At 66.3% G+C, this 23,931-nt stretch carries 19 protein-coding genes, 3 pseudogenes and 2 riboswitches; of the genes and pseudogenes, 11 read left to right on the top strand and 11 right to left on the bottom strand.

Annotation, left to right across the window (positions count from 1 at the left end; genetic code table 11):
* Positions 1 to 38 precede the first annotated feature (38 nt).
* Positions 39 to 383 (top strand): hypothetical protein, encoded by a 345-nt coding sequence (locus CFB47_RS24965; RefSeq protein ID WP_226203280.1) that lies wholly within the window; start codon positions 39 to 41, stop codon positions 381 to 383.
* Between the two features lie 492 nt (positions 384 to 875).
* A pseudogene (locus CFB47_RS24960) lies at positions 876 to 1,194 on the top strand (IS3 family transposase); the annotation flags it as partial.
* Between the two features lie 66 nt (positions 1,195 to 1,260).
* Here the strand turns inward: CFB47_RS24960 and CFB47_RS24955 are convergent.
* Positions 1,261 to 1,620, bottom strand: a complete 360-nt coding sequence (locus tag CFB47_RS24955; protein ID WP_089462620.1) for a hypothetical protein — start codon at positions 1,618 to 1,620, stop codon at positions 1,261 to 1,263.
* A 115-nt stretch (positions 1,621 to 1,735) separates the two neighbouring features.
* Positions 1,736 to 2,203 (bottom strand): IS21 family transposase, encoded by a 468-nt coding sequence (locus tag CFB47_RS24950; protein WP_089462619.1) that lies wholly within the window; start codon positions 2,201 to 2,203, stop codon positions 1,736 to 1,738.
* 161 nt (positions 2,204 to 2,364) lie between these two features.
* Between CFB47_RS24950 and CFB47_RS24945 the strand changes: the two genes are divergently transcribed.
* The 3 genes and pseudogenes from CFB47_RS24945 (at position 2,365) to CFB47_RS24935 (ending at position 5,272) form a co-directional block, all read left to right on the top strand.
* Positions 2,365 to 3,855: an ISNCY family transposase gene (locus CFB47_RS24945; protein ID WP_089462618.1), complete on the top strand. Its 1,491-nt coding sequence runs from the start codon at positions 2,365 to 2,367 to the stop codon at positions 3,853 to 3,855.
* Positions 3,856 to 4,056: 201 nt separating this feature from the next.
* Positions 4,057 to 4,368, top strand: a pseudogene (locus CFB47_RS24940) (helix-turn-helix domain-containing protein); the annotation flags it as partial.
* Between the two features lie 10 nt (positions 4,369 to 4,378).
* Positions 4,379 to 5,272 (top strand): response regulator transcription factor, encoded by an 894-nt coding sequence (locus CFB47_RS24935; protein ID WP_256946749.1) that lies wholly within the window; start codon positions 4,379 to 4,381, stop codon positions 5,270 to 5,272.
* Here the strand turns inward: CFB47_RS24935 and CFB47_RS24930 are convergent.
* Both CFB47_RS24930 and CFB47_RS24925 read right to left on the bottom strand, forming a co-directional pair.
* Positions 5,239 to 7,281: a sensor histidine kinase gene (locus tag CFB47_RS24930; protein WP_089462616.1), complete on the bottom strand. Its 2,043-nt coding sequence runs from the start codon at positions 7,279 to 7,281 to the stop codon at positions 5,239 to 5,241. The genes CFB47_RS24935 and CFB47_RS24930 overlap by 34 nt on opposite strands.
* 526 nt (positions 7,282 to 7,807) lie before the next feature.
* Positions 7,808 to 8,350 (bottom strand): annotated as a pseudogene (locus CFB47_RS24925) (NAD(P)H-dependent flavin oxidoreductase); the annotation flags it as partial.
* Between the two features lie 181 nt (positions 8,351 to 8,531).
* Between CFB47_RS24925 and CFB47_RS24920 the strand changes: the two are divergent.
* Both CFB47_RS24920 and CFB47_RS24915 read left to right on the top strand, forming a co-directional pair.
* Positions 8,532 to 8,987, top strand: a complete 456-nt coding sequence (locus CFB47_RS24920; RefSeq protein WP_089462615.1) for a VOC family protein — start codon at positions 8,532 to 8,534, stop codon at positions 8,985 to 8,987.
* A 43-nt stretch (positions 8,988 to 9,030) separates the two neighbouring features.
* Positions 9,031 to 9,615 carry a hypothetical protein gene (locus CFB47_RS24915; RefSeq protein WP_089463537.1) on the top strand — a complete coding sequence of 195 codons (585 nt, stop codon included), beginning with the start codon at positions 9,031 to 9,033 and terminating at the stop codon, positions 9,613 to 9,615.
* Positions 9,616 to 9,642: 27 nt separating this feature from the next.
* Here CFB47_RS24915 and CFB47_RS24910 read toward each other — a convergent pair whose 3' ends face one another.
* The 6 genes from CFB47_RS24910 to CFB47_RS24885 form a co-directional block, all read right to left on the bottom strand.
* On the bottom strand, positions 9,643 to 10,551 hold the full coding sequence (locus CFB47_RS24910; RefSeq protein ID WP_089462614.1) for an ABC transporter ATP-binding protein: 909 nt from the start codon (positions 10,549 to 10,551) through the stop codon (positions 9,643 to 9,645).
* Positions 10,552 to 10,596: 45 nt separating this feature from the next.
* Positions 10,597 to 11,571: an ABC transporter permease gene (locus CFB47_RS24905; RefSeq protein WP_089462613.1), complete on the bottom strand. Its 975-nt coding sequence runs from the start codon at positions 11,569 to 11,571 to the stop codon at positions 10,597 to 10,599.
* Positions 11,572 to 11,635: 64 nt separating this feature from the next.
* A complete protein-coding gene (gene atzF / locus CFB47_RS24900; protein WP_089462612.1) occupies positions 11,636 to 13,552 on the bottom strand; it encodes an allophanate hydrolase in 1,917 nt (638 codons plus the stop codon).
* A complete protein-coding gene (uca, locus tag CFB47_RS24895; protein WP_089462611.1) occupies positions 13,549 to 17,142 on the bottom strand; it encodes an urea carboxylase in 3,594 nt (1,197 codons plus the stop codon). The genes atzF and uca overlap by 4 nt, the downstream gene beginning before the upstream one ends.
* Positions 17,143 to 17,269: 127 nt before the next feature.
* Positions 17,270 to 17,926, bottom strand: a complete 657-nt coding sequence (locus CFB47_RS24890; RefSeq protein WP_089458254.1) for an urea amidolyase associated protein UAAP2 — start codon at positions 17,924 to 17,926, stop codon at positions 17,270 to 17,272.
* Between the two features lie 13 nt (positions 17,927 to 17,939).
* Positions 17,940 to 18,695, bottom strand: coding sequence for an urea amidolyase associated protein UAAP1 (locus CFB47_RS24885; RefSeq protein ID WP_089462610.1), 756 nt, complete (start codon positions 18,693 to 18,695; stop codon positions 17,940 to 17,942).
* A 57-nt stretch (positions 18,696 to 18,752) separates the two neighbouring features.
* A riboswitch (guanidine-I (ykkC/yxkD leader) is annotated at positions 18,753 to 18,886 on the bottom strand.
* A 432-nt stretch (positions 18,887 to 19,318) separates the two neighbouring features.
* A riboswitch (guanidine-I (ykkC/yxkD leader) is annotated at positions 19,319 to 19,440 on the top strand.
* A 137-nt stretch (positions 19,441 to 19,577) separates the two neighbouring features.
* Between CFB47_RS24885 and CFB47_RS24875 the strand changes: the two genes are divergently transcribed.
* The 3 genes from CFB47_RS24875 to pal all read left to right on the top strand — a co-directional run bounded on the left by CFB47_RS24875 (position 19,578) and on the right by pal (position 22,942).
* A complete protein-coding gene (locus CFB47_RS24875; RefSeq protein WP_089462608.1) occupies positions 19,578 to 20,600 on the top strand; it encodes an ABC transporter substrate-binding protein in 1,023 nt (340 codons plus the stop codon).
* Between the two features lie 232 nt (positions 20,601 to 20,832).
* On the top strand, positions 20,833 to 22,044 hold the full coding sequence (locus CFB47_RS24870; RefSeq protein ID WP_089458258.1) for a porin: 1,212 nt from the start codon (positions 20,833 to 20,835) through the stop codon (positions 22,042 to 22,044).
* A 406-nt stretch (positions 22,045 to 22,450) separates the two neighbouring features.
* Positions 22,451 to 22,942, top strand: a complete 492-nt coding sequence (gene pal, locus CFB47_RS24860; RefSeq protein ID WP_089462607.1) for a peptidoglycan-associated lipoprotein Pal — start codon at positions 22,451 to 22,453, stop codon at positions 22,940 to 22,942.
* A 139-nt stretch (positions 22,943 to 23,081) separates the two neighbouring features.
* Here pal and CFB47_RS24855 read toward each other — a convergent pair whose 3' ends face one another.
* Complete coding sequence (locus CFB47_RS24855) at positions 23,082 to 23,546, bottom strand: hypothetical protein (protein WP_089458259.1); 465 nt, start codon at positions 23,544 to 23,546, stop codon at positions 23,082 to 23,084.
* Between the two features lie 205 nt (positions 23,547 to 23,751).
* On the opposite strand from CFB47_RS24855, the gene CFB47_RS41280 reads away from it, so the two are divergent.
* The gene (locus CFB47_RS41280) at positions 23,752 to 23,916 is read left to right on the top strand and encodes a hypothetical protein (protein WP_179258979.1); all 165 of its coding nucleotides are present in this window, start codon (positions 23,752 to 23,754) and stop codon (positions 23,914 to 23,916) included.
* Positions 23,917 to 23,931 lie beyond the last annotated feature (15 nt).

The raw sequence follows: 23,931 nt of genomic DNA, 5'->3' as shown, positions 1-23,931 counted from the left end.
AGATTTTGAATATCTGAACGCACACCTGGAGTGCAAAGATGGAATCGCAACACGAAACAGCCATAGCGGACATGCAGCGCGAAGTATGCGACCGATACGGGTTACCCGAAACCGCCGTGGAGGACATGGTCGCCTTCGCGACGTCGACCGTGGGGCAGATGCCGGTTTATGGCACGCGTCTGGAACGTCGCCCGGACGATAACATCAGCTGGTATTTCCATTGCGGCGAATACTCGGACGCCGATGACTTTTATCAGCCGGTGCATACGGAGCATCTTCAGCAAATGCTGCCGCTCGTCATCAAGTATCTTCGGTTGCCGCCCGGCACGCGTTTCATCGTCGATGACCAGGGATACGAAGATGTTTGGCAGGAGCCGGCCTGAACCTGCCGGCGGAGCAGCGTCGAGGGCGCACACGGAAATACCGCGACCCACGTCCTTGATTTCGCGCGGCCGAATCTCTGCGCTCCCATTTAAAGCGCCTATCGTGGCTGGCGTTTCGAAGGGGGCGATTACGAGCTTGTTACGCTGTTGCCTCGAGCGAGGAGCGACGCTTTGTTTGCCCGGATCATTACTGCATCTCCGCAAATTCTCCCGCCGTCCATTTTAAACACGACAGTCCGTTTCGCTGGCCAACCGGACGCTCGATCTGTGACAACGCAAATTGCACTACAACCGATCACACACATCCGCAGGCTTTCGTACCCAAGGTTGATCTATAGCTGATGTTTCTTATGCTGCAAGTACAGCGTCCGAAAAACAAGATGCCGTGGACCCAGAAATTTAAAAAATTCCCGATAACACTTTCTCTAGTTGCTGCTGACGCTGCTGTCTATTTGCCAGATCGGAAGCGGCACGTTCGACCGCACCTGTATAGGCCAGAAGCTGTACCTGTCTCCGGTGATGGACTTGTACAACGGCGAGATCGTGGCCTATCAGATGGACAGGCGGCCGAGCTTCGAGTTGGTCAACAGTATGCTGAAGAGGGCACTGGCTAAACTCCCGCGCAAGGACAAGCCGTTGCTGCATTCGGATCAAGGCTGGCGAGTGCTTCAGGCAGCAGCGCTTCACTTGCGTGGAGCAATTACGCCAGACGCTGAAGCGCTACATCCATTACTACAATCACGAACGAATCAAGCTCAAACTGAAAGGACTGAGTCCCGTGCAATACAGAACTCAGTCCTTGGGCGCCTAGCCTTTAACCGTCCAACTTCGTGGGGTCAGTTCAGGTGCGGGCTTCGGGGTGTGTTTTCGCTGTGGCTTACTTACTGCTGATCGCCTCTCGGTTCGTCCAGTATTCCTCTGTCTCGCCTTCGCGGCGGAGCTGGATCAAACCGCCAAAGATCGGCACATCGCCCAGGTAGACCGTTTGCCCGGCGCGGAACACGGTGCAATTTCCGGCCGCGATCGCGCTGAGGGCTGCTTTCCTGAACGCTGCTTTGTCGAAAGAAATGATCTTGTCGAAACGTTCTTTGGTATCGCAACCGAACCACGCCCCGGCCTTGTTGTCCTTGATGTGATACGCGGTCGGCCCGGCCACAGCGGCGGATTGAGTCAGGACCGCCGAAATGCAGGCTGCAGCAAACACGCCGCATGCGCGGCGTACCCCGGAAAGGGTCATGGATTGTCCTTTTTTGTTGTGGTATTGAAAGCAGCAGCGTAACACAATGTTACGGTTAGCTTTCTTGGCGGTGGTATGCAGGCGGGCCGACGCCAGTCCATAACGGCCCGCTGCGTTACATACGCGGAAGCTCGATCGCCAAGACGCGCCATTGCGCGAGGACGGCCGCAAAAGTGCCTTCGCGCTTGGCTCGCCGAATCTTGTCGACGACATTCCAGCCCCGCACGTAGTGCGCGAAGCTCCGTTGGCTTGAGAGGAAATGCGCCGCGTGGACGCCGACCCATGCGAGCAATCCGTCGGGGAGAACGTCGGGTGAAGCCGGGTCAGGCTCGATGTTCGCTACAACGGCGGGTTGTTCGACCGTCGAAGCGGCGCGAGCACCGGCGGCCGGCGCGATGGCTTCGGACGCGAGCAAGCGAAGAAGCTCGATGCGGTGCCACGGGATCGGCGAACGACCGGCGACGTAGTTCCGGACAGTGCGGGTGCAGCAGCGGAGCGACTGAGCGATTCGAGCGATGGACAGACCGTCGGTGAGCGCAAGGAAATCGGACAGCGCGCCGTGACGGTGGTCGGCGGCATTCATAGGCGTTGTTGCTAGCGACTAGACTTTACATAACGTGAATTATCGCTGGATTGGGTTGTAGTAGCTAAGTTCAAATGTCCGCTTCTGGCTAAGTTCAGATGTCCGTTTTTCGACCCATCGTAAGCTGACCGGCTGCCGGTTGTCCGGCGCCGGAGGCTGCGATGGCTGCAACGGAACGGATCACGATGACGATGCGCGAACTGGACAGGTTCAAGGTCATTCAGGACGTGGCGGACGGCAAGCTCAAGCCATGGCGTGCGGCAGAACGGCTGGAGCTGACGACCCGGCAGGTTCGCCGGCTGGTCGCCAGGCTGCGGGAACACGGGCCTCAAGGTCTCGTGTCGGGACGGTATGCGAAGCCAAGCAACAACCGGCTGGACGCGGTAATTGTGGACCGGGCGCTGTCGATCATCCGCGATCGCTACGCCGATTTCGGACCGACACTGGCCTGCGAGAAGCTCTGGGAGTGTCACGGCATTGGGCTGGCCAAGGAGACGGTCAGGAAGCTGATGACGGACGCTGGCTTGTGCATTCCGCGTCGACAGCGTCCGCCGAAGGTTTATCAGCCGCGAGCGCGTCGCGCATGCTTGGGCGAGTTGATCCAGATCGACGGCAGCGATCATCGGTGGTTCGAGGAACGGGCACCGGCCTGCACGCTGCTGGTGTATGTGGACGATGCGACGAGCCGATTGATGATGCTGCACTTCACGCAGACCGAATCGACGTTCAGCTACTTCGAGGCAACGCGGACGTATATCGAACGCCATGGCAAGCCGGGAGCGTTCTACAGCGACAAGGCCAGCGTGTTCCGCAACGTGAAGCCGGGCAAGACTGGCAATCGCGTGACGCCGTTTGGCCGGGCGATGTACGAGCTGAACATCGACACGTTCTGCGCGAACAGCAGCTCCGCCAAGGGGCGCGTGGAGCGAGCGCACTTGACGTTGCAGGATCGATTGGTCAAGGAGATGCGATTGCGCGGCATCAACACGGTGGCCGACGCCAACGCTTACGCGCCCTCCTTCATGGCCACCTACAACACGCGCTTCGCGAAGCCGCCAAAGAGCGACTTCAATGCGCACCGGCCGTTGCGGGCCGACGAGAGTCTGGACCGGGCGCTGACGTGGCGCGAGCCACGGAAGGTAACGAAGTCGCTCACGGTTCAGTACGACCGGGTGATGTACTTGCTGGACGATACGCCGGAGAACCGGAAGTTGATCGACCGTCAGATCGAGGTATGGGAGTACCCGGATGGGCGGATCGAGATTCGGGCTGACGATCGTGCGTTGAGCTGCAGGCAATACGACCGCCTGGCCGAAATCGATCAAGGTGCCGTCGTTGAGCACAAGCGTTTGAGCCATGTGCTACAGGTCGCCCAAGCGCTGCAGGCGCAACGCGATAATAGTCGAATCGGTAAAGCCCCGTCTCGAACGCATCGTGGCGACTCAACCCGGACCGACCGAAACGAACCCCAAGCGGGCAAGAAGAAGCAACGCGAGGTCACGCAGGCCGACGTCGAGCATGTGATCGTGGAACTGGCGCAACGTCGGCAAACCGCAAAGCCGCCAAACAAACCTGGCCGTCGGTCTGCAAAGGCTAGTGAAACGAACGTGAGCGCCCTGCCCGTTCAGGCGCCGACCTTCGACACTGCGTAATGCTCAAAACGAGGAAAAAGACGCAGCAAAACCAACCTTAATACCGGACATTTTTAAATAGCTGGAAGGTGGACATCTGAATCCGGGTATGACATTGGTTGTAGTAGCTTTTTAGAAATGTCGTGTTCTGGCTATTTACAGATGTCGTGTTTTTGACTGCTGGCATGCTGGACGGCTCGTTGAGCGAGCGCGGAGCCGTCCATGCAGCCAGCCGGATTGGCGACACTGACGATGCGAGAGCTTGATCGACTCAAGGTAATCCAGGCCGTGGTGGACACGGGCCTGAAGCCCGGACGTGCGGCCGAACGGCTGGGACTGAGCGTGCGACAGGTGGAAAGGCTGGTCATCCGATATCGAGAGCATGGACCTTGCGGCGTCGCTTCGGGCCGTCGTGGCCGGCCAGGCAACCGCAAGCTCGACGAAGGACTAGCGTTACGCGCCTTGACCACTATTCGAGAGCGCTACGCCGATTTCGGCACGACGTTGGCCTGCGAGAAGCCCTGGGACTGCCACGACGAACCTGGTGGCGTTCTACAGCAATAAGTACAGCGTGTTCCGCAATAAAACGCCGGGCAAGATTGCCCCTAACCACGATCACAGCGGCCCCGGTCGGCTAAAATCCCCGCGCTTGCCAAGCGCAGGCGAATCCGGGGCCGATGACGACGGCATCGCGCTACCCAGCGCGGCATTGCCGCCGATCTCGGCGGAAACAAAAGGCAGACCCCGCAACCACACAACGCGGATTCAAGGTAGCAGTATGGCCAAAGTGCTGTTGCTCGACGACGAGGTCGAGTTGCGCGAGGAAATCGCCGCGTTTCTGGAAAAACGCGGCTGGACGGTCGATCAGGCCGGCACGATCGCGGAGTTCCAGGAGCGGGCGTCGGATCTCGCATTTGCGATCATCGACGTGATGCTGCCCGACGGGAGCGGTTTCGACGCGGCCGTGTGGCTCAGAGCCCGGCATCGCGATTGCGGCATCGTCATGCTGACCGCACGCGGAGACACGCAGGACAAGATCGACGGCCTGATCGGCGGCGCCGATCACTATCTGGTCAAACCGGTGAAACTGCTCGAACTCGACGCCATTCTCCAGGCACTCGGCCGCCGGGTGGCGAACGACTGGCGGCTCGACTGTCAGGCCCGCGTACTGTCTGCGCCGGGCGGCGGCCGGCTCGATCTGTCGGCGAGCGAGATCGCCCTGCTCGCGCTGCTGGCGCGGCATCCGTCCAAGGCCGTCAGCCGGCGACAGATCGCGGAGGATTTCGGTTTCGACTGGGTCGACTACGACGAGCGCAGGCTGGAAACGATGGTCAGCCGCCTGCGGCAGCGCTGGCGAAGCGAGACGGGCTCCGAACTCCCGCTGAAGACCGTCCATCGCACCGGCTACACGTTCGCCGCGCCACTGATGCTCGCCTGAGCGGCTACGGCCGCCCTGCCCGCGTTCGTGGGCAAAAAGACCGTCACCCGGCACCCGTACCCCGCCTCGCTCACCAGATTCAACGTACCGCCCTGCATCTCGACCATGCGGCGCGCCAGCGGGAGACCGAGGCCGGTACCCGGCTTGCGGCCCACGTTGCGGCCGCGATAGAACCGCTCGAATACATACGGCAGATCCGCCGGCGCAATGCCGGGGCCGTCGTCCTCGACTTCCAGCTCCACACCGCCCGGCACACGCCGCCCGCGCAACACGATCCGGGTGCCGCCAGGTGTGTATTTGACGGCGTTGTCGGCGAGCGTGCGCAGCACGAGACGCGTGAGGCTGCCGTCGCACACGAAGATGTCCGGCAGGTGTTTCGCGTCGATTTCGAGGCGGTGGCCGTCGGACAGCGCGCCGGCAGCCGTGGCCGCATCGTCGAGCAGCGCCGCCAGCCGGGTGTCGCCGATGCGGGTTCCGCGTCGCAGCAGCTCGAACCCGTCCTCGTGCAGCGAGTCATTGATCAGCACCGTCAAACGCTGCGTCGCGCGCAGGATCTTCTGGTAGCGCGACGACGTCAACGGATCGGCGCGGGAGTCGTCGAGGTCGAGATTCTGGGCAGTGGCGTCGATGACGGCCAGCGGCGTCCGCAGCTCATGCGACACGGTTGCCAGAAGCTGGCGCTGCTCGTCTTGCGCACGCTTTTCCAGCGCGAGCGACGCTTCCACCTGCTCCATTGCCTCCCGCAGCGCCTGGGTGCGCAGCGCGACCTTGGCTTCGAGATCGCGCTCGGCCTGGCGCGCGACACGCAATGCATCGGCCTGCGCCGCTTCCATCGCATTGCGCATCGCGTTGTAGCGCGAGCTGATCGCCGAATTCATGACGAGCATGAACGCGAGCATCCCCAGGTATCCGGCGTTGTCGGCGAGCAGCCCCGGCGGGATCCAGCCGACGTTGCGCGCAACACGCAATGCGCTGCCGGCGAGCAACAGCAACAGCACGAGCACGACGATGCGTGCGTGCCGGTATCCGCGGGCGGTGAGCCAGAGCGCAACGCCCATCGTGACGAGAATGACCGCCATCTGCCAGAACAGGTAGAGCGGTCGCACCCACCAGACATTGATGATCAGCATCAGCGGCGCGACAGCCAGCGCCACGACGATCGTCAGTGCGGCAAAAGCGATCGTCGGGCGCCGCCAGCGCCCGTTGAACAGGCCGAGGTAGTGCATCGTGAACAGCGTGCCGACCGGCGTGCCGAGCAGCCAGCTGATCAGGTAGACCGCATTGCTCGCGGCCGGAAAGCCCGGCAGCAGGTACTGATAGATGTAGCCTTCGGCGCCGAGCGCGGTGAGCAGGTTCACGACGACGCTCAGCGCGTAGAGCCCAAACGATACATCGCGCGTCACCCGGAACAGCCACAGGCTCGAGACGAGCAGCACGAGATGCGCGGCGTCCAGCAGCCCGAATAGCAACGACTCCTTGCTCGTCGCGGAGATGAACGCGTCTGGCGACCACAGCGCCATCGAGAAACTCATGGTGCTGGTGCTGCGGATTCGGAGATAGAGCGTGACCGGCTGGTCCGGCGGAAGGTCCAGGCGAAATACGGGGTTGCGGTACGCGATGTCGCGTTGTTCCACCGGCTTGCGATCGCCTGCGACGTGGCGCTGGTATCCGCCGCCCGGCTTGGGCATGTACAGCGTGACGTCGTTCAGCAGCGACGACCGCAATTCCAGCAGCCACATCGGCGGTGCGCTCGCCGGGCGCATCACGGTCACGCGCAGCCACACCGCGCCGTTGACATAGCCGAGCGCGGGCTCCGACGTCTGGCCGACGAATGCGCGCGCGATCTCGGGCTGGGACATGCGCTCGACCGTGAGCGTGTTAGCCGGATCGCGCAACAGATCCCAGCCGTTCCGGATGCCGACCTGCCCTCCGTCCGGCAACGTAATCGGCGTTGCCGCGAAAGCCCCGGAGGCCCAGGTAATCAGGATGAGGAAGATGAGCCGGAGCATCGCGCGATTCGTACTGGTGTCTGCAATCGGGCGACACTATAACCGAACATGCGACGCCCGCCGGCACGCCGTTGACGTCCGCGCTCCGGATGTCAGAACTTGTCAGTTTTCGCTGCGCACGCTCATTTAAGATGCACGCCAATCAAGGAGGCCGGGCGCGGTTCGCCGACAGTGAGTGCCCCGACACCCTTGACCAGCAACGCTACCCTTGCCTACGCCCCGCACGACGACGGCGCATCGACGCCGACAACAACGATATGGCCGGGCTGGCGGCGGCATTCCGACGAGCAATGACAATAAATCAGGCACGAGGCGCTCGTTGGACGGCATGCCGTCGCCGTCGACCGACTGTCGGCAGGATTTGGCGGGCTTTCGTGGTGTTGCGCGCGACGATGGCGGGCAGCGGTCCGCCCTTCTGCAGTCTCGCCTGGCCCAATGGGGCCGGGCGAGGCCGGAAGCGCCTTGCCGTTCTTCAGCACCAACCCGCACCAGGCGCGCGGCTCCCGGAATTCGGGCAGCTTGTAGCTCAAACAGCAATACGTGCCAGCCGACCACGGATGATCTCCTTCGCCTCGCTCACGATGCGATCGGCGAGTTCCTTCACGGTCGGGATATCGCGGATCAAGCCGACGACCCGGCCGCACGACCATGCGCCCGCGTCGAGCGCGCCCTCCTTCATGATGCGCGGATACACGCCGGCGCCCTCTTCGTCGCTATCGTCGAACCGGATATCGGTACCGAGCCTGCTTTCCTTTTCGAGGATGCGATCGACGGCGGTATTGCGCAGCACGCGCTCGGTATTGCGCAACGGGCGCATGACCAGGCGCGCGTCCAGTTCGGTCGCCGCGACCAGTGCCTGCTTCACGTTCCCGTGCACCGGCGCCTCGCGGGTGGCGATGAAACGCATCCCCATGTCGATGCCGTCCGCGCCAAGCGAAAGTGCCGCCACCAGCGATCGCCCATCAGCCATGCCGCCGGCGGCCACGAACGGAATCCTGAGATCGTCGGCGGCGCTCGGCAGCGGGATGAAGCTCGAAATGTCGTCCTCGCCCGGATGGCCGCTGCATTCGTCCGGCGCCCGCCGCCGCACCGCCGCCCTTGCCCCATTCACACGATTCGTTTGTAGAATCAGCGTGTTAGCCGTTCACGACACGGCAAAATCCTCGGCCACCGCCCCAGCGAAGTCACGACGCGCCCCGCGAGGCCCGACAGGTTCGAGCGACACCCACACCCCCAAACCGGAGGGCACCATGGCGATTCACGAAGTCTTTCCCTATTTGCGCGCCAGGCATGCGGACGACGCCATCGCGTTCTATGCGAAGGCGTTCGGCGCGCAGGAGAAATTCCGTCTCGTCGAGCCGTCGGGACGCATCGGCCACGCGGAATTGCAGCTCGGGCCGTGCACGCTGATGATCTCGGACGAGTTCCCCGAATACGATATCTTCGCGATCGACCCGGATGGCAAGGCGCCGATGTCGCTTCACCTGCATGTCGACGACGCCGACGCGACGATCGCCGCCGCGATCGCGGCCGGCGCACAGCTGACACGCGCGATCCAGGACCAGTTCTACGGCGAGCGTTCCGGCAAGATTCGCGACCCGTTCGGCTACGATTGGCTGATCGGGCATACGATCGAAGCGGTCGAACCCGATGAAATGCAGCGGCGTTACACGGCGCTGCTGTCCGGCGACCCGCCGAAAACCTGAACGGCGCACCGCGCGCGCCGGTCGACCACCCCCGACATTGGCGATGCACTATCACCCCGACGACATCCACCGGCTCTACCGAAGCGTGCCGACGCTGCTGCTGAACCGTCCTGCGCCGGCCGAACGGTTTCTCGCTGCTGCCGTCGAGACCGGCGCCGAACTCGGGCACGTGCTGCGCGACTACCCGCAGGTCCGCTACCAGCCGCTCGACTTCCACTACCTGTGCCGGCAAAGCCTGTCCGTGCTGGACGACGCGCTGCTGGCCGACCTCACGTGCGACGACGAACACGGATGGCGCGGCGCGCAATGGGCCGCGCTGTTGATCGCGTTATCGGGCGACGCGCGCCATCTGCCGCACCTCGACGCAGTCAGGCGCCATCGCGGCGTCGAGTGGACGGCCGGGCTTGCCGATGCCGCCGTCCGCCCGGAAGCCGCGTCCGACGGTTTTCGCTGCTGCCGGCTGATCGTCGACCTGCGGACTCAGCTCGCATCGCTACCGCGCGTCGCCGTGCGTCTGCGAAAGTCACCGCCGCCGGAAGTCATCGCGGCCACGACGGCAGCCGTTCGGGCCGCGTATCGCCGCGGCGATGTCGCGACGGCGCTGGCGCTCGCCCGCGCCTGGACGTAGCGACCGTCCGCCCGTTTTCATCACGGCTTACTCGACGTTGTCCGACACATCCGTCATGCGGATCATGTGCGGCCGCACGCCATCGTCGATCGCCACCACCTCCTTCGGATGGATCAGCGCCTCGAGCCGCGCCTTCGTCGCGATGAACTCCGGCGTATTGACCTGCGCATAGTCGCGCGGCCGTGGCACGGGCACCTCGATCAGTTCCTGCACCGCCCCCGGGTTCGCCTTCAGCACGAGAATCCGGTCCGCCAGAAAGATCGCCTCGTCGAGATCGTGCGTGATGAACAGGATCGTCACGTCGATGTTGCGCCAGATGTCGAGCAGGTGCGTCTGCATCCGCGCCCGCGTCTGCGCGTCGAGCGCGCCGAACGGCTCGTCCATCAGCAGGATGCGCGGCCGGTTCGCGAGCGCGCGGGCGATCGCCACGCGCTGCTTCATGCCGCCCGACAACTGGTGCGGATAGACATCCGCGAAACGCGTGAGCCCGACCAGATCGAGCCACTGCAGCGCTTCGCGCTCGGCCTGGCCGTTGCTGCTGCCGTTCATCCGGAGTCCGAACATCACGTTCTTCTTCACGGTGAGCCACGGAAACAGCGTGTAGCCCTGGAACACCATCCCGCGATCGGCACCCGGCCCCTGCACGGGCTTGCCGTCGAGCAGCACCTCGCCGCTCGTCTGTGCGTCGAGCCCGGCCAGGATGCGGATCAGCGTCGACTTGCCGCACCCGGACGGGCCGATCACGCACACGAATTCGCGCCGGTAGGTACGGAAACTGATGTCGTCGAGTGCGGTGCACTCGCCCTGCGGTGTCGCGAAACGCTTGCCGACATGACGCACGTCGAGTATCACGTCGCGGGTTTTCAGGCGCGCGAAGCGCTCGCGCACCGCGTCGGACTGCATCAGGTAATCGGGAACGGCTTGCGGGTTCTGCATGATGGTCTCCGCGGAAATCGGTCGATGGGTGGGCGTCAACGGGCGTCACGCGTTCAGCGTGCGATCCCACGGAAACAGCCGGCGGCCAAGCAGCCCGAGCACGATGTCGGTGCCGAGGCCGATGATCCCGATCATCAGGATCGCCGCATACACGTTGTCGAAATGCTGGTAGCGCGCCTGCTGGCTGATGTACCAGGTGATGCCCGAGCTCGTGCCGACTAGTTCGGCGACGATCAGGTAGGTCCACGCCCAGCCGAGCAGGATGCGCTGGTCGCGATACAGGTCCGGCAGCACGCCGGGGATCACGACGTGCGTGAGCAGCTTCAGCTTCTTCGTGCCGAGTGTCATCGCTGCCTCGAACAGCCCGTATTCGAGCTTGCGCGTCGTGTTCGCGATGATCAGCACCTGCTGGAACAGCGTCCCGATCACGATGATCGCGACCTTCGGCGCATCGTAGATGCCGAGGATCGCGACCATCAGCGCGCCGAACGCGGGTGCCGGCAAATAGCGGAAGAACTCCAGGAACGGCTCCTGCAGCCGCGCGAGCACGCTGAAGGTGCCGCAGACGATGCCGAGCGGCACGCCGATCGCGGACGAGATCAGGAAGCCCCAGAAGATGATCCGGATGCTGTGCCACAGGCTCTCGTGCAGCCAGACGCCGTCGCGGGATGCCGGCGGAGTCGTGAACGCCGTGTAGAACGCGCGCAGCACCTGGTGCGGCGCGGGCAGGTACACCGGGTTCGCGCGCACGCCTTCGGGCACGGCCGCGTGGGTCGCTCGCGCATGGGCGAGTTCGTCGTCGAACACGTCGCGATCGATCTGCATGCCGGCCTGGAAATAGTCGACGCTGCCCGGATTCGTGACGCGCATTTGCGGATGCCAGATGAACGGCACATAGCTGATCAGGCACCAGACGGCGAACGGCAGCAGGAAGGACGCCACGCCGAGCGTCCATTTTCCGCGGGTCGTCAGCTCGCGGCGCACGGCGAGCCATCCGTTCGTGTTGCGGGTCGTTGGCATGTCAATCTCCGTATCGTTTCAGGTGCCGGTCGCGCGCATGCCGGAGCGCCGCGCGACCGGACGTTCATTGCAATGCGCCTGCGCTGGTCGCGCCGCTCGCGGGGCTCGCACGGTAGGCACGCCAGCCGCCGAAGTGCGTGATGTCCTGCGCGCCGGCCAGCGCCGCGCTCTCGCACAGGAAGCCCTGCACCCGAGTGCCGTCCGCGAGCGTCAGCGTGCCGATGCCGAGCGGGCCGGCAATGCCGGCGACGAAGCTGCCGTAAGCGTCGACCGGCATCTCCCAGAGCTCGACCGCGATCGACGCGCCGCCGTCCGGCACACGCACGAGGCCCGGCTTGGCGACGCCGCCGGATGCCGCCTCCGACAGCGCGTAGAGACGATAGGCGGGCGCTGTCGTCGTCGCGGCGACGAAACGTCCGCCCCGCTGGGTGAGCTGCCAGTTCAACGGCTCACCGCTCAGATGCGCGCCGACGACCGCCACGCACACGACGCCGGATGACGCGCCGGGCACCGGTGCCGGCGTTGCGAACGCGTCGTCTGCGACGTCCGTCTGCAGGCCGCCGCCCTCCCCGCCGCCGCGTTCCTCCGCGTCACCCCACGCCTGCGCAAGGTCGAGCAGCCGCGCGTCGTCGTGCGCGCGCCCGACGAACGTGATGCCGAACGGCAGCCCGGCATGCCGCCCGGTTTCGCAGCGACCGGCGGGCACCGCGATCGCCGACAGGTCGAGCAGGTTGACGAAGTTCGTGTAGAAACCAAAACGCGAATTGACGCCGATCGGGTCGGCTTCGAGTGCGTCGATGGTCGCCGTCGTCGCCGAAGTCGGCATGACGATCGCGTCCAGTCCGTCCCATGCGCGACCGGCCTCGACGCGCAGCGTCGCGAGCGTGTCGAACGCGATGAACGCATCGGCCGCGCTGAATCGCGCCGCGCCGCCGACGATTTCGCGGATCACCGGATGCAGCGCGTCCGGTTCCCGCGCGGCGAAGGCGCCGATCGCGGCGAGCCGTTCGGCCACCCACGGGCCTTCGTAAAGCAGCCGCGCGGCAGCCAGGAACGCACTGAAATCGATCTCGACGATCATCGCCCCGGTCGCACGCATGCGCTCGAGCGCGGCACGCCACGCCGCGCCATACGATTCGTCGCCGAAGAATTGCAACTGATCGGCGCGCGGCGTGCCGAAGCGCAATTGCCCGAGCGGTCGCGCCGTTTGCGCGCGTAGCCCGTCCGCGCCCAGCAGCGGCTGCCATGCGCGTCCGTACGGATCGCCGTCGGTCACGCCGTGCGCGGCGGCGAACACCGTGCGCGCGTCGGCCGCCGAGTGCGCGAACACCGACACGCAATCGAGCGACCGGCAGGCCGGCACGACGCCGAGCGTGCTCAACACGCCCTTGGTCGGCTTGAGCCCGACGAGCCCGTGGAACGCGGCCGGCACGCGCCCGGAGCCGGCCGTGTCGGTACCCAGCGAGAACGACGCGACGCCGAGCGCCACGGCCACCGCCGACCCGGAGCTCGAGCCACCCGACGCATAGCGCGGATCGAGCGCATTGCGGCACGCACCATGAGGCGAGCGCTGGCCCGACAACCCGGTCGCGAACTGGTCCAGGTTGGTCTTGCCGATCGGGATCGCGCCGGCCGCGATCAGCCGCTCGACGACGGGCGCGCTGCGCGCCGGCGTGTACGCATAGGCCGGGCAGGCTGCCGTGGTCGGGATGCCGGCGAGATCGATGTTGTCCTTGATCGCGAACGGCACGCCGTACAGCGGCAATGACGCGAGGTCGCGCCCGGCCAGCGCGTCGGCGTAGGCCGTCATCTCGCCATGCGTCAGCGGCCGGATCCACGCATGATGCGGATCGCCCGCGGCGAAATGCGCGGCGATCGCGTCGACGAGCGCATGCGGCGTCAGGTCGCCCGCCGCATAGCGCGCACGCAGCGCGGCAATCGAGCGGACGCCGGGCACAATCGAACGTTCCGTCGTGCTCATGCGACCTCCTCGGCGGCGCCCGCCTTCATCACCATCAGCCGCTGGCCGGCCACCACCGCCGCGCCCGGCGCGCAATCGACCGTCTCGATCGTGCCGTCTTCCGTCGCCGTCACCGCGACCTCCATCTTCATCGACTCGACGATCGCGACGACCTGCCCTTCGGTCACGCGCTCACCGGCTTCGACCAGCACCTTCCACACGCTGCCCGATACGTCCGCGGCGATCGCGCGCTGCGTATCGGCGAGCGCGCCGGCTTCCCGCGCGGCATCCGCGTCGCCCTGCGCCGCGTCGCCGACGTATTCGGCATGGCCAGCCACCCGCCACCGTTCGCGCTCCGCTTCGAACGCCGTCTGCTGCGATGCCTTGAACGCGGCGATCGAATCGGCCTCGTCACGCAGGAAACGGTTGTATGCGCCGAGATCGAACACCGATTCCTCGATCTTCAGCCCGGCGCGCCCCGCGACGAAATCCGCGCGCAGTTCCGCCAGCTCCGCCTCGCTGACTTCGTAGAAGCGAATCTCGTCGAAGAAGCGCAGCAGCCATGGCTTGCCGGCTTCGAACTCACGGGTGGTGCGGTGGCGATTCCACATCTGGACGGTGCGGCCGACGAACTGATACCCGCCCGGCCCCTCCATCCCGTACACGCACAGGTACGCGCCGCCGATGCCGACCGCGTTCTCCGGCGTCCAGGTGCGCGCGGGGTTGTACTTCGTGGTGACGAGCCGGTGGCGCGGATCGATCGGCGTCGCGACCGGCGCGCCGAGGTACACGTCGCCGAGCCCCATCACCAGATAACGGGCGTCGAACACGATGCGCTTCACGTCGTCGATGCCGGCCAGGCCGTTGATCCGCCGGATGAACTCGATATTGCTCGGGCACCACGGCGCATCGGGCCGTACCGACTGCATGTAGCGCTCGATCGCGACCCGCGTCGACGGGTCGTCCCACGACAGCGGCAGATGCACGATGCGGTTCGGCACGCGCATGTCGGCGACTTCCGGCAGTTCGCGCTCGGCCGTCTGCAGATGCGCAAGCAGCGTGTCGAGCGGCAAGGTCCGCGCGTCGAACTGCACCTGCAGCGAACGGATGCCCGGCGTCAGGTCGAGCATGCCGGGCAGACGGTGCGCGTCGAGCCAGCACATCAGCGCATGCACGCGAAAACGCAGGTTCAGGTCGAGCACGAGCGGCCCGTATTCCACCAGCACGTTGCGGTCGCCCGAGCGCCGGTAGACGACACCGATGCCGCCGCCGGCCGACGGGTCGCGATGCAGCACGCAGGCGTCCGGCGCGCTGGTGGGTGCCGGACGCGCAACCACCGTGTCGGCGGAGAGTTTGGTCGACACACGGGCGCGCACGAACTGCACGGTATCGCCCGGTCGCAGTTGCCCGAGCTTCCACAATTCGTCATGCACGACCGTCACCGGACACACGAAGCCGCCGAGGCTCGGGCCGTCCGGGCCCAGGATCACCGGCATGTCGCCGGTGAAATCGACCGCGCCGATCGCGTACGCGTTGTCGTGGATGTTCGACGGATGCAGGCCGGCTTCGCCGCCGTCCGTGCGCGCCCACTGCGGCTTCGGGCCGATCAGCCGGATGCCGGTGCGGCTCGAGTTGTAATGGACCGTCCACTGCGTGCCGTACAGCATCGCGATGTCGTCCGGCGTGAAGAAATCCGGCGCGCCGTGCGGGCCGTCGAGCACGCCGAGCGTCCACGCGTGCGTCAGGGCGGGGATCTCCGCCGCGGCCAGCGTGGCGCCCGCTTCGCCGCGTCCGGCTGTCGCGTCCAGATGCAGCACGTCGCCCTTGCGCAGCGCACGCCCCGCATGGCCGCCGAACTGGCCGAGCGTGAAGGTCGCCTTGCTGCCGAGATAGTCGGGCACCTGCAGCCCGCCCTTCACGGCCAGGCACGCACGCACGCCGGCGCCCGTCACGCCGCCCAGCTTCAGCACCGCGCCTGGCCGCGCACGCAGCACCTGCCAGAACGGGGCGGACTCGCCATCGAGCGATGCCGCGAGCGGCGCACCGCCGAGCACGAAGAGCGTCTCGGCGTTGAAGCGCAGCGTCGCGCCGACCATCGTGAATTCCAGCCCGGCTGCGTCGCGCGCGTTGCCGAGCAGCGTGTTCGCGAGCGCGAACGCGCGATCGTCCATCGGCCCGGACGGCGGCACGCCGACGTTCCAGTAGCCGACGCGCCCGGGCGCCTGCTGCACGGTGGTCTGCACGCCGCCATCGAGCACGTCGATCGTGTGCGGGGCGAACGCGAAGCGCGACAGGAAGGCGGTCGTCGATGCGCCGCGCGCGAAGGTATCCGAACCGGCAATCGCGCGCAGATAGTCGAGGTTGGTTTCGATGCCGTACAGTTCCGTACGCGCCAGTGCGCGCTGCAGCGCGGCCAGCGCGTCGCCGCGCGTCTCGCCGTGCACGATCAGCTTCGCGAGCAGCGGATCGTAGTACGCGCTGATCTCGGTGCCGGCCTCGATCCATCCGTCGACGCGCACGTCGTCGGGAAACGCGACGTGCGTCAGCAGCCCCGCGCTCGGCAGGAACTGCTTGTGCGGATCCTCCGCGTAGAGCCGCACCTGGATGCTCGCGCCGCGCGGCGCAACGGCGAGCGTGTCGAGCGGCGGCAGATCGCCCTCCGCCTGCAGGATCATCCATTCCACGAGATCGATGCCCGTCACTGCCTCGGTCACGCAATGCTCGACCTGCAGCCGCGTGTTCACCTCGAGGAAATAGAACTGGCGCGTCGTCGCGTCGAACACGAATTCGACCGTGCCGGCCGACGCATAGCCGACCGCGCGGGCCAGCCGCACCGCGCTCGCGTGCAACGCGACGCGTTCTTCTGCGGTCAGGCCCGGTGCAGGCGTTTCCTCGATCACTTTCTGGTTGCGGCGCTGCACCGAGCAATCGCGTTCGCCGAGCGCGATCGCATCGCCGTGGCCGTCGCCGAAGATCTGCACTTCGATGTGCCGCGCGTGCTCGACGAATTTCTCGAGATACACGCCCGCATGCGCGAAGTTCGCGGCGCCGAGCCGCACGACGGAATCGAACGCCGCTTCGAGCTGCGCGGCATCGCGGCACAGGGACATGCCGATCCCGCCGCCGCCCGCGGTGCTTTTCAGCATCACCGGATAGCCGATCGCGTCGGCTTGCGCGAGCGCCGTCCGTGCATCGTCGAGCAGGCCCGTGCCCGGCAGCAGCGCGACGCCCTGTGCGGCGGCGAGTTCGCGCGCGGTGTGCTTGAGCCCGAACGCGCGCATCTGGTCGCCGCGCGGCCCGATGAAGCGCAGGCCCGCGGCTTCGCATGCGTCGGCGAAACCGGCGTGCTCGGACAGGAAGCCGTAGCCGGGATGCACGGCTTGCGCGCCCGTCTCGCGTGCGGCGGCGAGAATCGCCGCGACGTTCAGGTAGCTGTCCACCGCCGGCGCGGGGCCGACCCGCACGGCTTCGTCGGCGAGCGCCACATGGCGCGCATCGCGATCGGCGTCGGAGTAGATCGCGACCGACGCGATTCCCAGCCGCTTCAGCGTGCGGATCACGCGGCACGCGATTTCGCCGCGGTTCGCGACGAGGATTTTCTTGAATCTCATGTTGCCTCCCGCCGGGCCGCCCCAAGGAAGGCAACCGCCCCCTCGGGGGGCAGCGAACGTGTCGGCCCGGAGTAGCGCTTCAGCGCGTACTCCGGCCCCATGCAAAGCAAGTGAGCGTGGGGGTCGTTCATTCCACCTCCCAGATCGTGAGGCGCACCGGCGTCGGGTTGTACCCGTTGCACGGATTGTTGAGCTGCGGGCAGTTCGAGATCAGCACCGTCACGTCCATCTCCGCGCGCATCTCCACATACTTGCCCGGTGCGGAAATGCCGTCCTCGAAGGTCAGCCCGCCGAGCGGCGTAACGGGCACGTTCATGAAGAAGTTGACGTTGCCGACCAGGTCGCGCTTGGTGAGCCGCGCGCCCGCGCCGCACGTGCAGTGGGTGATCGCGTTGAGGAAGCTGTCGCGGCAGTTGTGCATGTGCCGCTTGTCGAGCGCATAGCGCACGGTGTTGCTCTCGGCCGCGCACGCGCCGCCGAGCGTGTCGTGACGGCCGCAGGTATCGGCGACGATCGTCACCATCGGGTTGCCCCGGCTCGACAGCAGCACGCTGCCCGCGCTCAGGTACAGGTTGCGCTGCGCGCGGATCGTGTCCTGCGCGCTGTAGCGCTCCTCGGGGTCGTCGGACCGGTAGAACAGCGTGTCGACGGCCTGGTTGCCTTCGAGGTCGAGAATGCGGAAGACTTGCCCGCGCTTCAGGTCGCGCAGCCACGGTTCGCCCGCGTTCAACGTGGTGTCGTGAATGGCATCGCGTGGGTCGAGACGGCTTTCGATGATCGGCATGGCTCGGCTCTCCTTACGCAAACAGGCGATCGGTGTTGGCGAAGCCGCGCACGTTCTCGGCGCACGCGCGGCGGCACGGATCGTCTTCCGGCGCGGCCCCGTCCGCCGGATACGCGCGGTACGCGATCAGCTTCACGGCCTTCGGCGCGTAGTCGGGGTGCGGATCGAGCGGATGCGGCGCGGTCGAGAACGCCGCCAGCGTGTTCATCTCGAAGCGCAGGTCGAGCATGCTGCCGGCCGGCGAATGTCCGGCAACGAAATCGAGCGCGCCGTCGTCGCGCGTGTCGAGCTTGCTGAAGAAGTTGACGTTCGCGACGAGGTCGCGCGCCGACAGCCCGTATTTCGCGAGTTCGAGCACGAGGCTGTCCCGGCCGTTGCGGATCATCGCGTTGCGATCGGCCTGGTACGACGTCGTGCCGTACTTGTGCGCGAACAGCCGCGCGTCGCCGACGCCGCCGAGCGGGTCGTGCCAGCCGAGCGTGTCGGCCGTGATCGACGCGATCACGCGCCCCATGTCGGTGTACAGCGCATGGCCGCGCGTGAGATGCGCGGTGTGCTGCGCCTTCAGCGTGTCGGCCATGTTGTAGCGTTCGAGCGGGTCTTCCTGGCGATGAAACACCGCGGACAGGTTCGCGCCGCCGTCGACGTCGACGACACGCAGCGCGAGACCGCGGCGCAGGATGCCGGACCAGTGGGTTCCGGCGGGAATGAGCGTTTCCCACACGACGTGTGGCGGCGGGGCAAGGACGGCTTGGGGGCGCGGCGACATGGCGGCTCCGTGGTCGGTTGGACAAAAGGCGTGAGAGGGCGACCGAACGACATCGCGACCTCCCGGGCTTTTATCCCTCCGTGGAGCCTCGCCGTTTCCTCGATGCGAGGAGAAGACAAGACCGGATTGCTCTCGGACCAGCCATCGCGCGACGCGAACGCCGCACGACCGGAACCCTAGCGATCCTGAAGATGATGCAAATTGCTTCGCACCTCTCGGGCACTGACTAAGCGAGTTGCGTGCCAGCGTGTGAGGAATCGCGGTGCCACGCGGCTTTCCGGCATGCGCGCGCTGACGGACACCGCACCGGATGCGGACGGCCGCCCTCGCGGCGGGCGTGCCGCGCACCATGCGAACGCGCGCCCGCACCGGCGCAGTGCGCGCCGCGGCCGCCGGCACGACACGATCGGCAATGGCATGGGCATTGCTCGATGCATGCACCTTCACTCGATACGCGACACCTCATGAACAAGCTCGACCTGCTCCGGCGCGCGCTGAGCGCGCTCTTCTCCGCCCGCTTCATCGAACTGCAGCGCAGGTCGCGCCGCCCCTGAGCCGCCCCGCCGCGTGCCGTTGGCACGCTTCTCGCTCGGCATGACGTCGAGAGGTGCGGCGGCGTCGCATCTTAGGGGTGCTAGGGTTCCGGTTCATCGAACGTCTGGTCCGAGAGCAGCCCGGCGCGGGTGCGTCCGATCGCGAGACCGGACGCGCACGCGCTACACGGCGGGACAAAAGCCCGGGAGATTGGCGATGGCAACGGCCGTCGCGCCTCTCCGTGGCCGCTTCATTCGTTCCGCATCCGCAGGAACCGGCCACGCGGCCGGACCGCGCACGCGCACGGTCCGTATCGACGATCCCGATCCCGGTCTCCTGGAGAAAACGATGACCCGTCCCGCCCTGGCGCTCCGCCGCCTGCTGTCCCGCCGTTCCGTCCGTCACGCCTTGGGGGCCGCCGCCGCGGCCGCCACGCTCCTCATGACGCCCGCCGCGCACGCGGCAGCGCCGCTCAAGATCGGCTACAGCGACTGGCCCGGCTGGGTCGCATTCCAGGTCGCACTCGACAAGGGGTGGTTCAAGGAAGCCGGCGTCGACGTCGATTTCGAATGGTTCGATTACTCGGCATCGCTCGACGCGTTTTCGGCAGGCAAGCTCGACGCGGTCGCGGCGACGAACGGCGACGCGCTCGTCACGGGCTCGGCCGGCGCGAAGAACGTGATGATCCTGCTCACCGACTATTCCGCCGGCAACGACATGATCGTCGCCAAGCCGCCGCTGCGCAACGTCGAGGCGCTGAAGGGCAAGAAGGTCGGCGTCGAACTCGGCCTCGTCGATCACCTGCTGCTCGAAACCGCGCTGCAGAAGCACGGGCTGAAGGACGGCGACGTGACGCTCGTGAACGCGAAAACCAACGAACTGCCGCAGGTGCTCGGCTCGTCGACGGACATCGCGGCGGTGGCCGTCTGGCAGCCGAACGCGGGCGAGGCGTTGAAGCGCGCACCGGGCGCCCGTGCGATCTTCACGTCGGCGGATGCGCCGGGGCTGATCTACGACGCCATTACCGTCGCGCCGGCCAGCCTCGCCGCGCGCCGCGCCGACTGGGCCAAGGTGATCAAGGTCTGGTACCGCTGCGTCGCCTACATCAACGATCCGAAGACGCAGGGCGACGCGGTCCGGATCATGTCCGCGCGCGTCGGCCTGGCGCCGGAGCAATACCTCCCGCTGCTGAAGGGCACGCACCTGCTCGACGAAGCCGCCGCGAAGCGCGCGTTCCGCAAGGGCGACGGGCTCGATTCGATCTACGGCTCGACGCGCAACGCGAATGCGTTCAACGTGCGCAACGGCGTATACAAGCAGTCGCAGGACATCGACGCGTATATCGATCCGCGCCTCGTGATGCCGCATTGACGGGCGCAGGGCCGGGCTTCGGGCACCGGCCCCTCGCGCTCGCTTCCCCCCAAACCCGGCCGCGTCGATGCGCGGCCGCGGCCGCCCCTCTCCTCGCCCCCACCTCGCCGCGATTCCACGCGATTTTGCAGAGGACCTTTCCTGTGCAACGCCTTAATCGAGCGCCGCACGATCTCCAATAATGGCCGCTCGATCCGCCGGCCACCGGGCCGCAAAAACGATAAAAACTCCTATGCATTCCTACAAGATGAACCAGCACGCCAGCACTCGACTCGCGGGGACCGCCATTGCCGCCTGCCTGACCGCTCTCGCATCGGGCGAGGTACACGCACAGAGCAGCGTGACGCTGTACGGCCTGATCGACACGTCGATCACCTACGCGACCAACCAGCGCACGCACGGCGCCGGCTCGCCGGGCAGCGGTGCCGTCGCGATGACGAGCGGCGCACTGAACGCGTCGCGCTGGGGGCTGCGCGGCCGCGAGGATCTGGGCGGCGGGACGGCCGCGGTCTTCACGCTCGAGAACGGCTTCTCGGGCACCACCGGCGCACTGTCGCAGAAAGGCGTCGACCTGTTCGGCCGTCAGGCATGGGTCGGCCTGAGCTCGAAGACGGCCGGCACGCTCACGTTCGGCCGCCAGTACGACCTGATCCTCGATTTCGTGACGCCGCTCGGCGCGTCCGGCCCCGGCTGGGGCGGCAACCTCGCGGTGCATCCGTACGACAACGACGATTCGAACCGCAATCTCCGCATCAACCACGCGGTGAAGTACACGAGCCCGACGTACCGCGGGCTGACGTTCGGCGCGATGTTCGGGTTCTCGAACACGGCCGGCCAGTTCTCCAACAACGCGGCGTGGAGCACGGGGGTGTCGTATGCGAACGGACCGCTGAAGCTCGGCGCCGGCTACCTGAAGATCAGCCGCGACCGCAATGCGCCGAACCCGAACGGCGCGCTCAGCACGGTCGACGGTTCGGCAACGATCACCGGCGGCAACCAGCAGATCTGGGCCGCGGCCGGCCGCTATGCATTCGGGCCGCATTCGGTCGGCGCCGCATGGTCGCACTCGACCACCGACGGCGTGACCGGCGTGCTCCAGGGCGGCGGCATCGCGCCGCTGAAGGGTGAATCGCTGGTGTTCGACAACTTCTCGATCGACGGGCGCTACGTCGTCACGCGGGCGTTGAGCCTCTCGGCCGCCTACACGTACACGATGGGCCGCTTCGACACGCGCACCGGCCAGACGCGCCCGAAATGGAACCAGGTCGTGGCGCAAGCCGACTATGCGCTGTCGAAGCGCACCGATGCGTATCTCGAAGGCGTCTACCAGAGCGTGAGCGGCGGCAACGGCAATCCCGCGTTCAACGCGACCGTCTGGACGCTGACGCCGTCGGCGAACAGCAACCAGGTCGTCGTCGCACTGGGGCTGCGGCACAAGTTCTGACGACGCAAGACGGAGCGGTGCGGCGCAACGCGGTTGCGCCCGCCGTGTCGGGCATGCGTTTCCAGCTCCGCCCGATCGTCATGTCCCGAACTGGAATGGCCGCGCCCGTGCGCGGCCTTTTCGCTGTGGCTTCGCCCGGTGCAACAGCAAAAATGCGGCCCGGACTGTCGTATCGGCGCAAAAAAATGCGGAGAAACTGGTCACGCTGTGACATTTTTCCTAATCTGTTTGCAGCGACGCCGAGATTTGGCGTTCCGGTCGCGACACTCTTTCATATGGCGCACCACCGGCTTACGAACGTGCTTCACGTCGTGCGTGCCGGACCTTTCGCGCCATGCCGGCCGGATACGGGCGTGCCGGTCGCTCGCCCCACGCGTTCAACGCAGTCAACCGCTGGAGACGAACGATGAGCAAAACGAATCGATTTGCAGTCCTGGCAACCTTCGTGCTGCTGGCCGGTTGCCACAATGCGGCGAAGACGCCCGAGAATGCCGGCACGGAGCCAACACCGTCGAGCGAAGCCGTCGCAACGGTGACGGCCGACGATCTCGATAATCCGAACAGCCCGCTCGCGAAGCGCAGCATCTACTTCGATTTCGATCAGTACTCCGTCAAGCCCGAATACCAGTCGCTGCTGCAGGTGCATGCCGACTACCTGCGCAGCCATCCGGCGCGGCGCGTGCTGATCCAGGGCAACACCGACGAACGCGGCACGTCCGAATACAACCTCGCGCTCGGCCAACGCCGTTCGCAGGCCGTGATGAGCGGGCTCGAAACGCTCGGTGTGCCGGCCACGCAACTCGAGGCGGTCAGCCTCGGCAAGGAAAAGCCGGTCGCGCTCGGCCACGACGAGGATGCGTGGGCGCAGAATCGCCGCGCCGATCTCGTCTATCGTTGATCACAGGCCGCCGCGACGGCGGCGGCTTCCGCTTCAGGAACGGCATGGCAGCCCACGGGCCGCAGAAGCGGCCGCGCGGTGCCGCCCGCTGCATGCTCGCGAGCAACGACACAGCGCCGGATGACGCACCGCGTCTCGTTCAACGCCGGCGTGCGAGCCGCCGATGCAGCCAGTACGACAGCACGGCCGACGTCACGATCGCATCGAGCGTGGCGATCGCGTCGATGTCGCCGACCTTGTCGGATTTCAGCAGGTAGGCCACGAGTTCGACGAAGCCGATCATCGCGCCTGCCCCGACGATCATCCCCAGCAGCACGAACCAGCGCCGCCGGATTCGCGTGCCGATTGCACCCATGATGCCGCCCGCCACGGCCGCCGGCACGAAATAGCCGAACAGGAACGACGCGAAGAAGATCAGCGGCACCATGCCGGCGCTGACCTTCAGTACCTCCCACGACGGACCGTCGATCAACGACCACGCGATCAGCATCACGGCCGGCCAGACGAGCGATGCGACCAGCGGGCCGCCGACGGCAAACGACATGCAGCCGAACACGACGGGATGGGACGGACGCGACGGCGGACGTTCTGCGGTAGCACTCATGTTTTTGTAGTCGGAATCGGAATGGCGGCTGCCGGAGTGTACCAAGGCGGCAAGATGCATCCGGTCCGCCCCTTCGCGTTCAGCGATCCACAAAATGCATGGAATAACCCGCCCGCCCGAAACGTTTCATGTTCCGTCAGCACGCAGACGCGCGGTTCACGCGAACCGGCCTTTCCAGCGTCCCGCGCGCGGCAAGGAGGCGGACATGAAATCGGCAAGGTGGGCCGCGGCGCTGATCGCCGCGCTGGTGCTCGTGCTGTCGGCGGGCTGTACGGCGTCGGGTAGCGGCCCTGCGCAGGGCCCGGGCATGAGCCGGTATGGCGGTGGCGGCTCGGGAGGCAGCGGTGGCGGAGGTGGTAGCGGCTACTGAAGCGCCGCCGAAAAA

This window comes from Burkholderia sp. AU27893 (genome assembly GCF_002223205.1).
In the GTDB taxonomy this organism is placed as follows: Bacteria; Pseudomonadota; Gammaproteobacteria; order Burkholderiales; family Burkholderiaceae; genus Burkholderia.
This window is presented reverse-complemented; position numbering and strand designations above follow the sequence as displayed.

Bases quoted from the DNA above. Each gene is read 5' to 3' on its own strand.
- CFB47_RS41280 (WP_179258979.1), top strand. From the start codon at position 23,752: ATGAAATCGGCAAGGTGGGCCGCGGCGCTGATCGCCGCGCTGGTGCTC.
- uca (WP_089462611.1), bottom strand. From the start codon at position 17,142: ATGAGATTCAAGAAAATCCTCGTCGCGAACCGCGGCGAAATCGCGTGC.
- pal (WP_089462607.1), top strand. From the start codon at position 22,451: ATGAGCAAAACGAATCGATTTGCAGTCCTGGCAACCTTCGTGCTGCTG.
- CFB47_RS24885 (WP_089462610.1), bottom strand. From the start codon at position 18,695: ATGTCGCCGCGCCCCCAAGCCGTCCTTGCCCCGCCGCCACACGTCGTG.
- CFB47_RS24955 (WP_089462620.1), bottom strand. From the start codon at position 1,620: ATGACCCTTTCCGGGGTACGCCGCGCATGCGGCGTGTTTGCTGCAGCC.
- CFB47_RS24905 (WP_089462613.1), bottom strand. From the start codon at position 11,571: ATGCCAACGACCCGCAACACGAACGGATGGCTCGCCGTGCGCCGCGAG.
- atzF (WP_089462612.1), bottom strand. From the start codon at position 13,552: ATGAGCACGACGGAACGTTCGATTGTGCCCGGCGTCCGCTCGATTGCC.
- CFB47_RS24890 (WP_089458254.1), bottom strand. From the start codon at position 17,926: ATGCCGATCATCGAAAGCCGTCTCGACCCACGCGATGCCATTCACGAC.
- CFB47_RS24910 (WP_089462614.1), bottom strand. From the start codon at position 10,551: ATGCAGAACCCGCAAGCCGTTCCCGATTACCTGATGCAGTCCGACGCG.
- CFB47_RS24875 (WP_089462608.1), top strand. From the start codon at position 19,578: ATGACCCGTCCCGCCCTGGCGCTCCGCCGCCTGCTGTCCCGCCGTTCC.
- CFB47_RS24915 (WP_089463537.1), top strand. From the start codon at position 9,031: ATGCACTATCACCCCGACGACATCCACCGGCTCTACCGAAGCGTGCCG.
- CFB47_RS24870 (WP_089458258.1), top strand. From the start codon at position 20,833: ATGCATTCCTACAAGATGAACCAGCACGCCAGCACTCGACTCGCGGGG.
- CFB47_RS24855 (WP_089458259.1), bottom strand. From the start codon at position 23,546: ATGAGTGCTACCGCAGAACGTCCGCCGTCGCGTCCGTCCCATCCCGTC.
- CFB47_RS24920 (WP_089462615.1), top strand. From the start codon at position 8,532: ATGGCGATTCACGAAGTCTTTCCCTATTTGCGCGCCAGGCATGCGGAC.
- CFB47_RS24965 (WP_226203280.1), top strand. From the start codon at position 39: ATGGAATCGCAACACGAAACAGCCATAGCGGACATGCAGCGCGAAGTA.
- CFB47_RS24950 (WP_089462619.1), bottom strand. From the start codon at position 2,203: ATGAATGCCGCCGACCACCGTCACGGCGCGCTGTCCGATTTCCTTGCG.
- CFB47_RS24945 (WP_089462618.1), top strand. From the start codon at position 2,365: ATGGCTGCAACGGAACGGATCACGATGACGATGCGCGAACTGGACAGG.
- CFB47_RS24930 (WP_089462616.1), bottom strand. From the start codon at position 7,281: ATGCTCCGGCTCATCTTCCTCATCCTGATTACCTGGGCCTCCGGGGCT.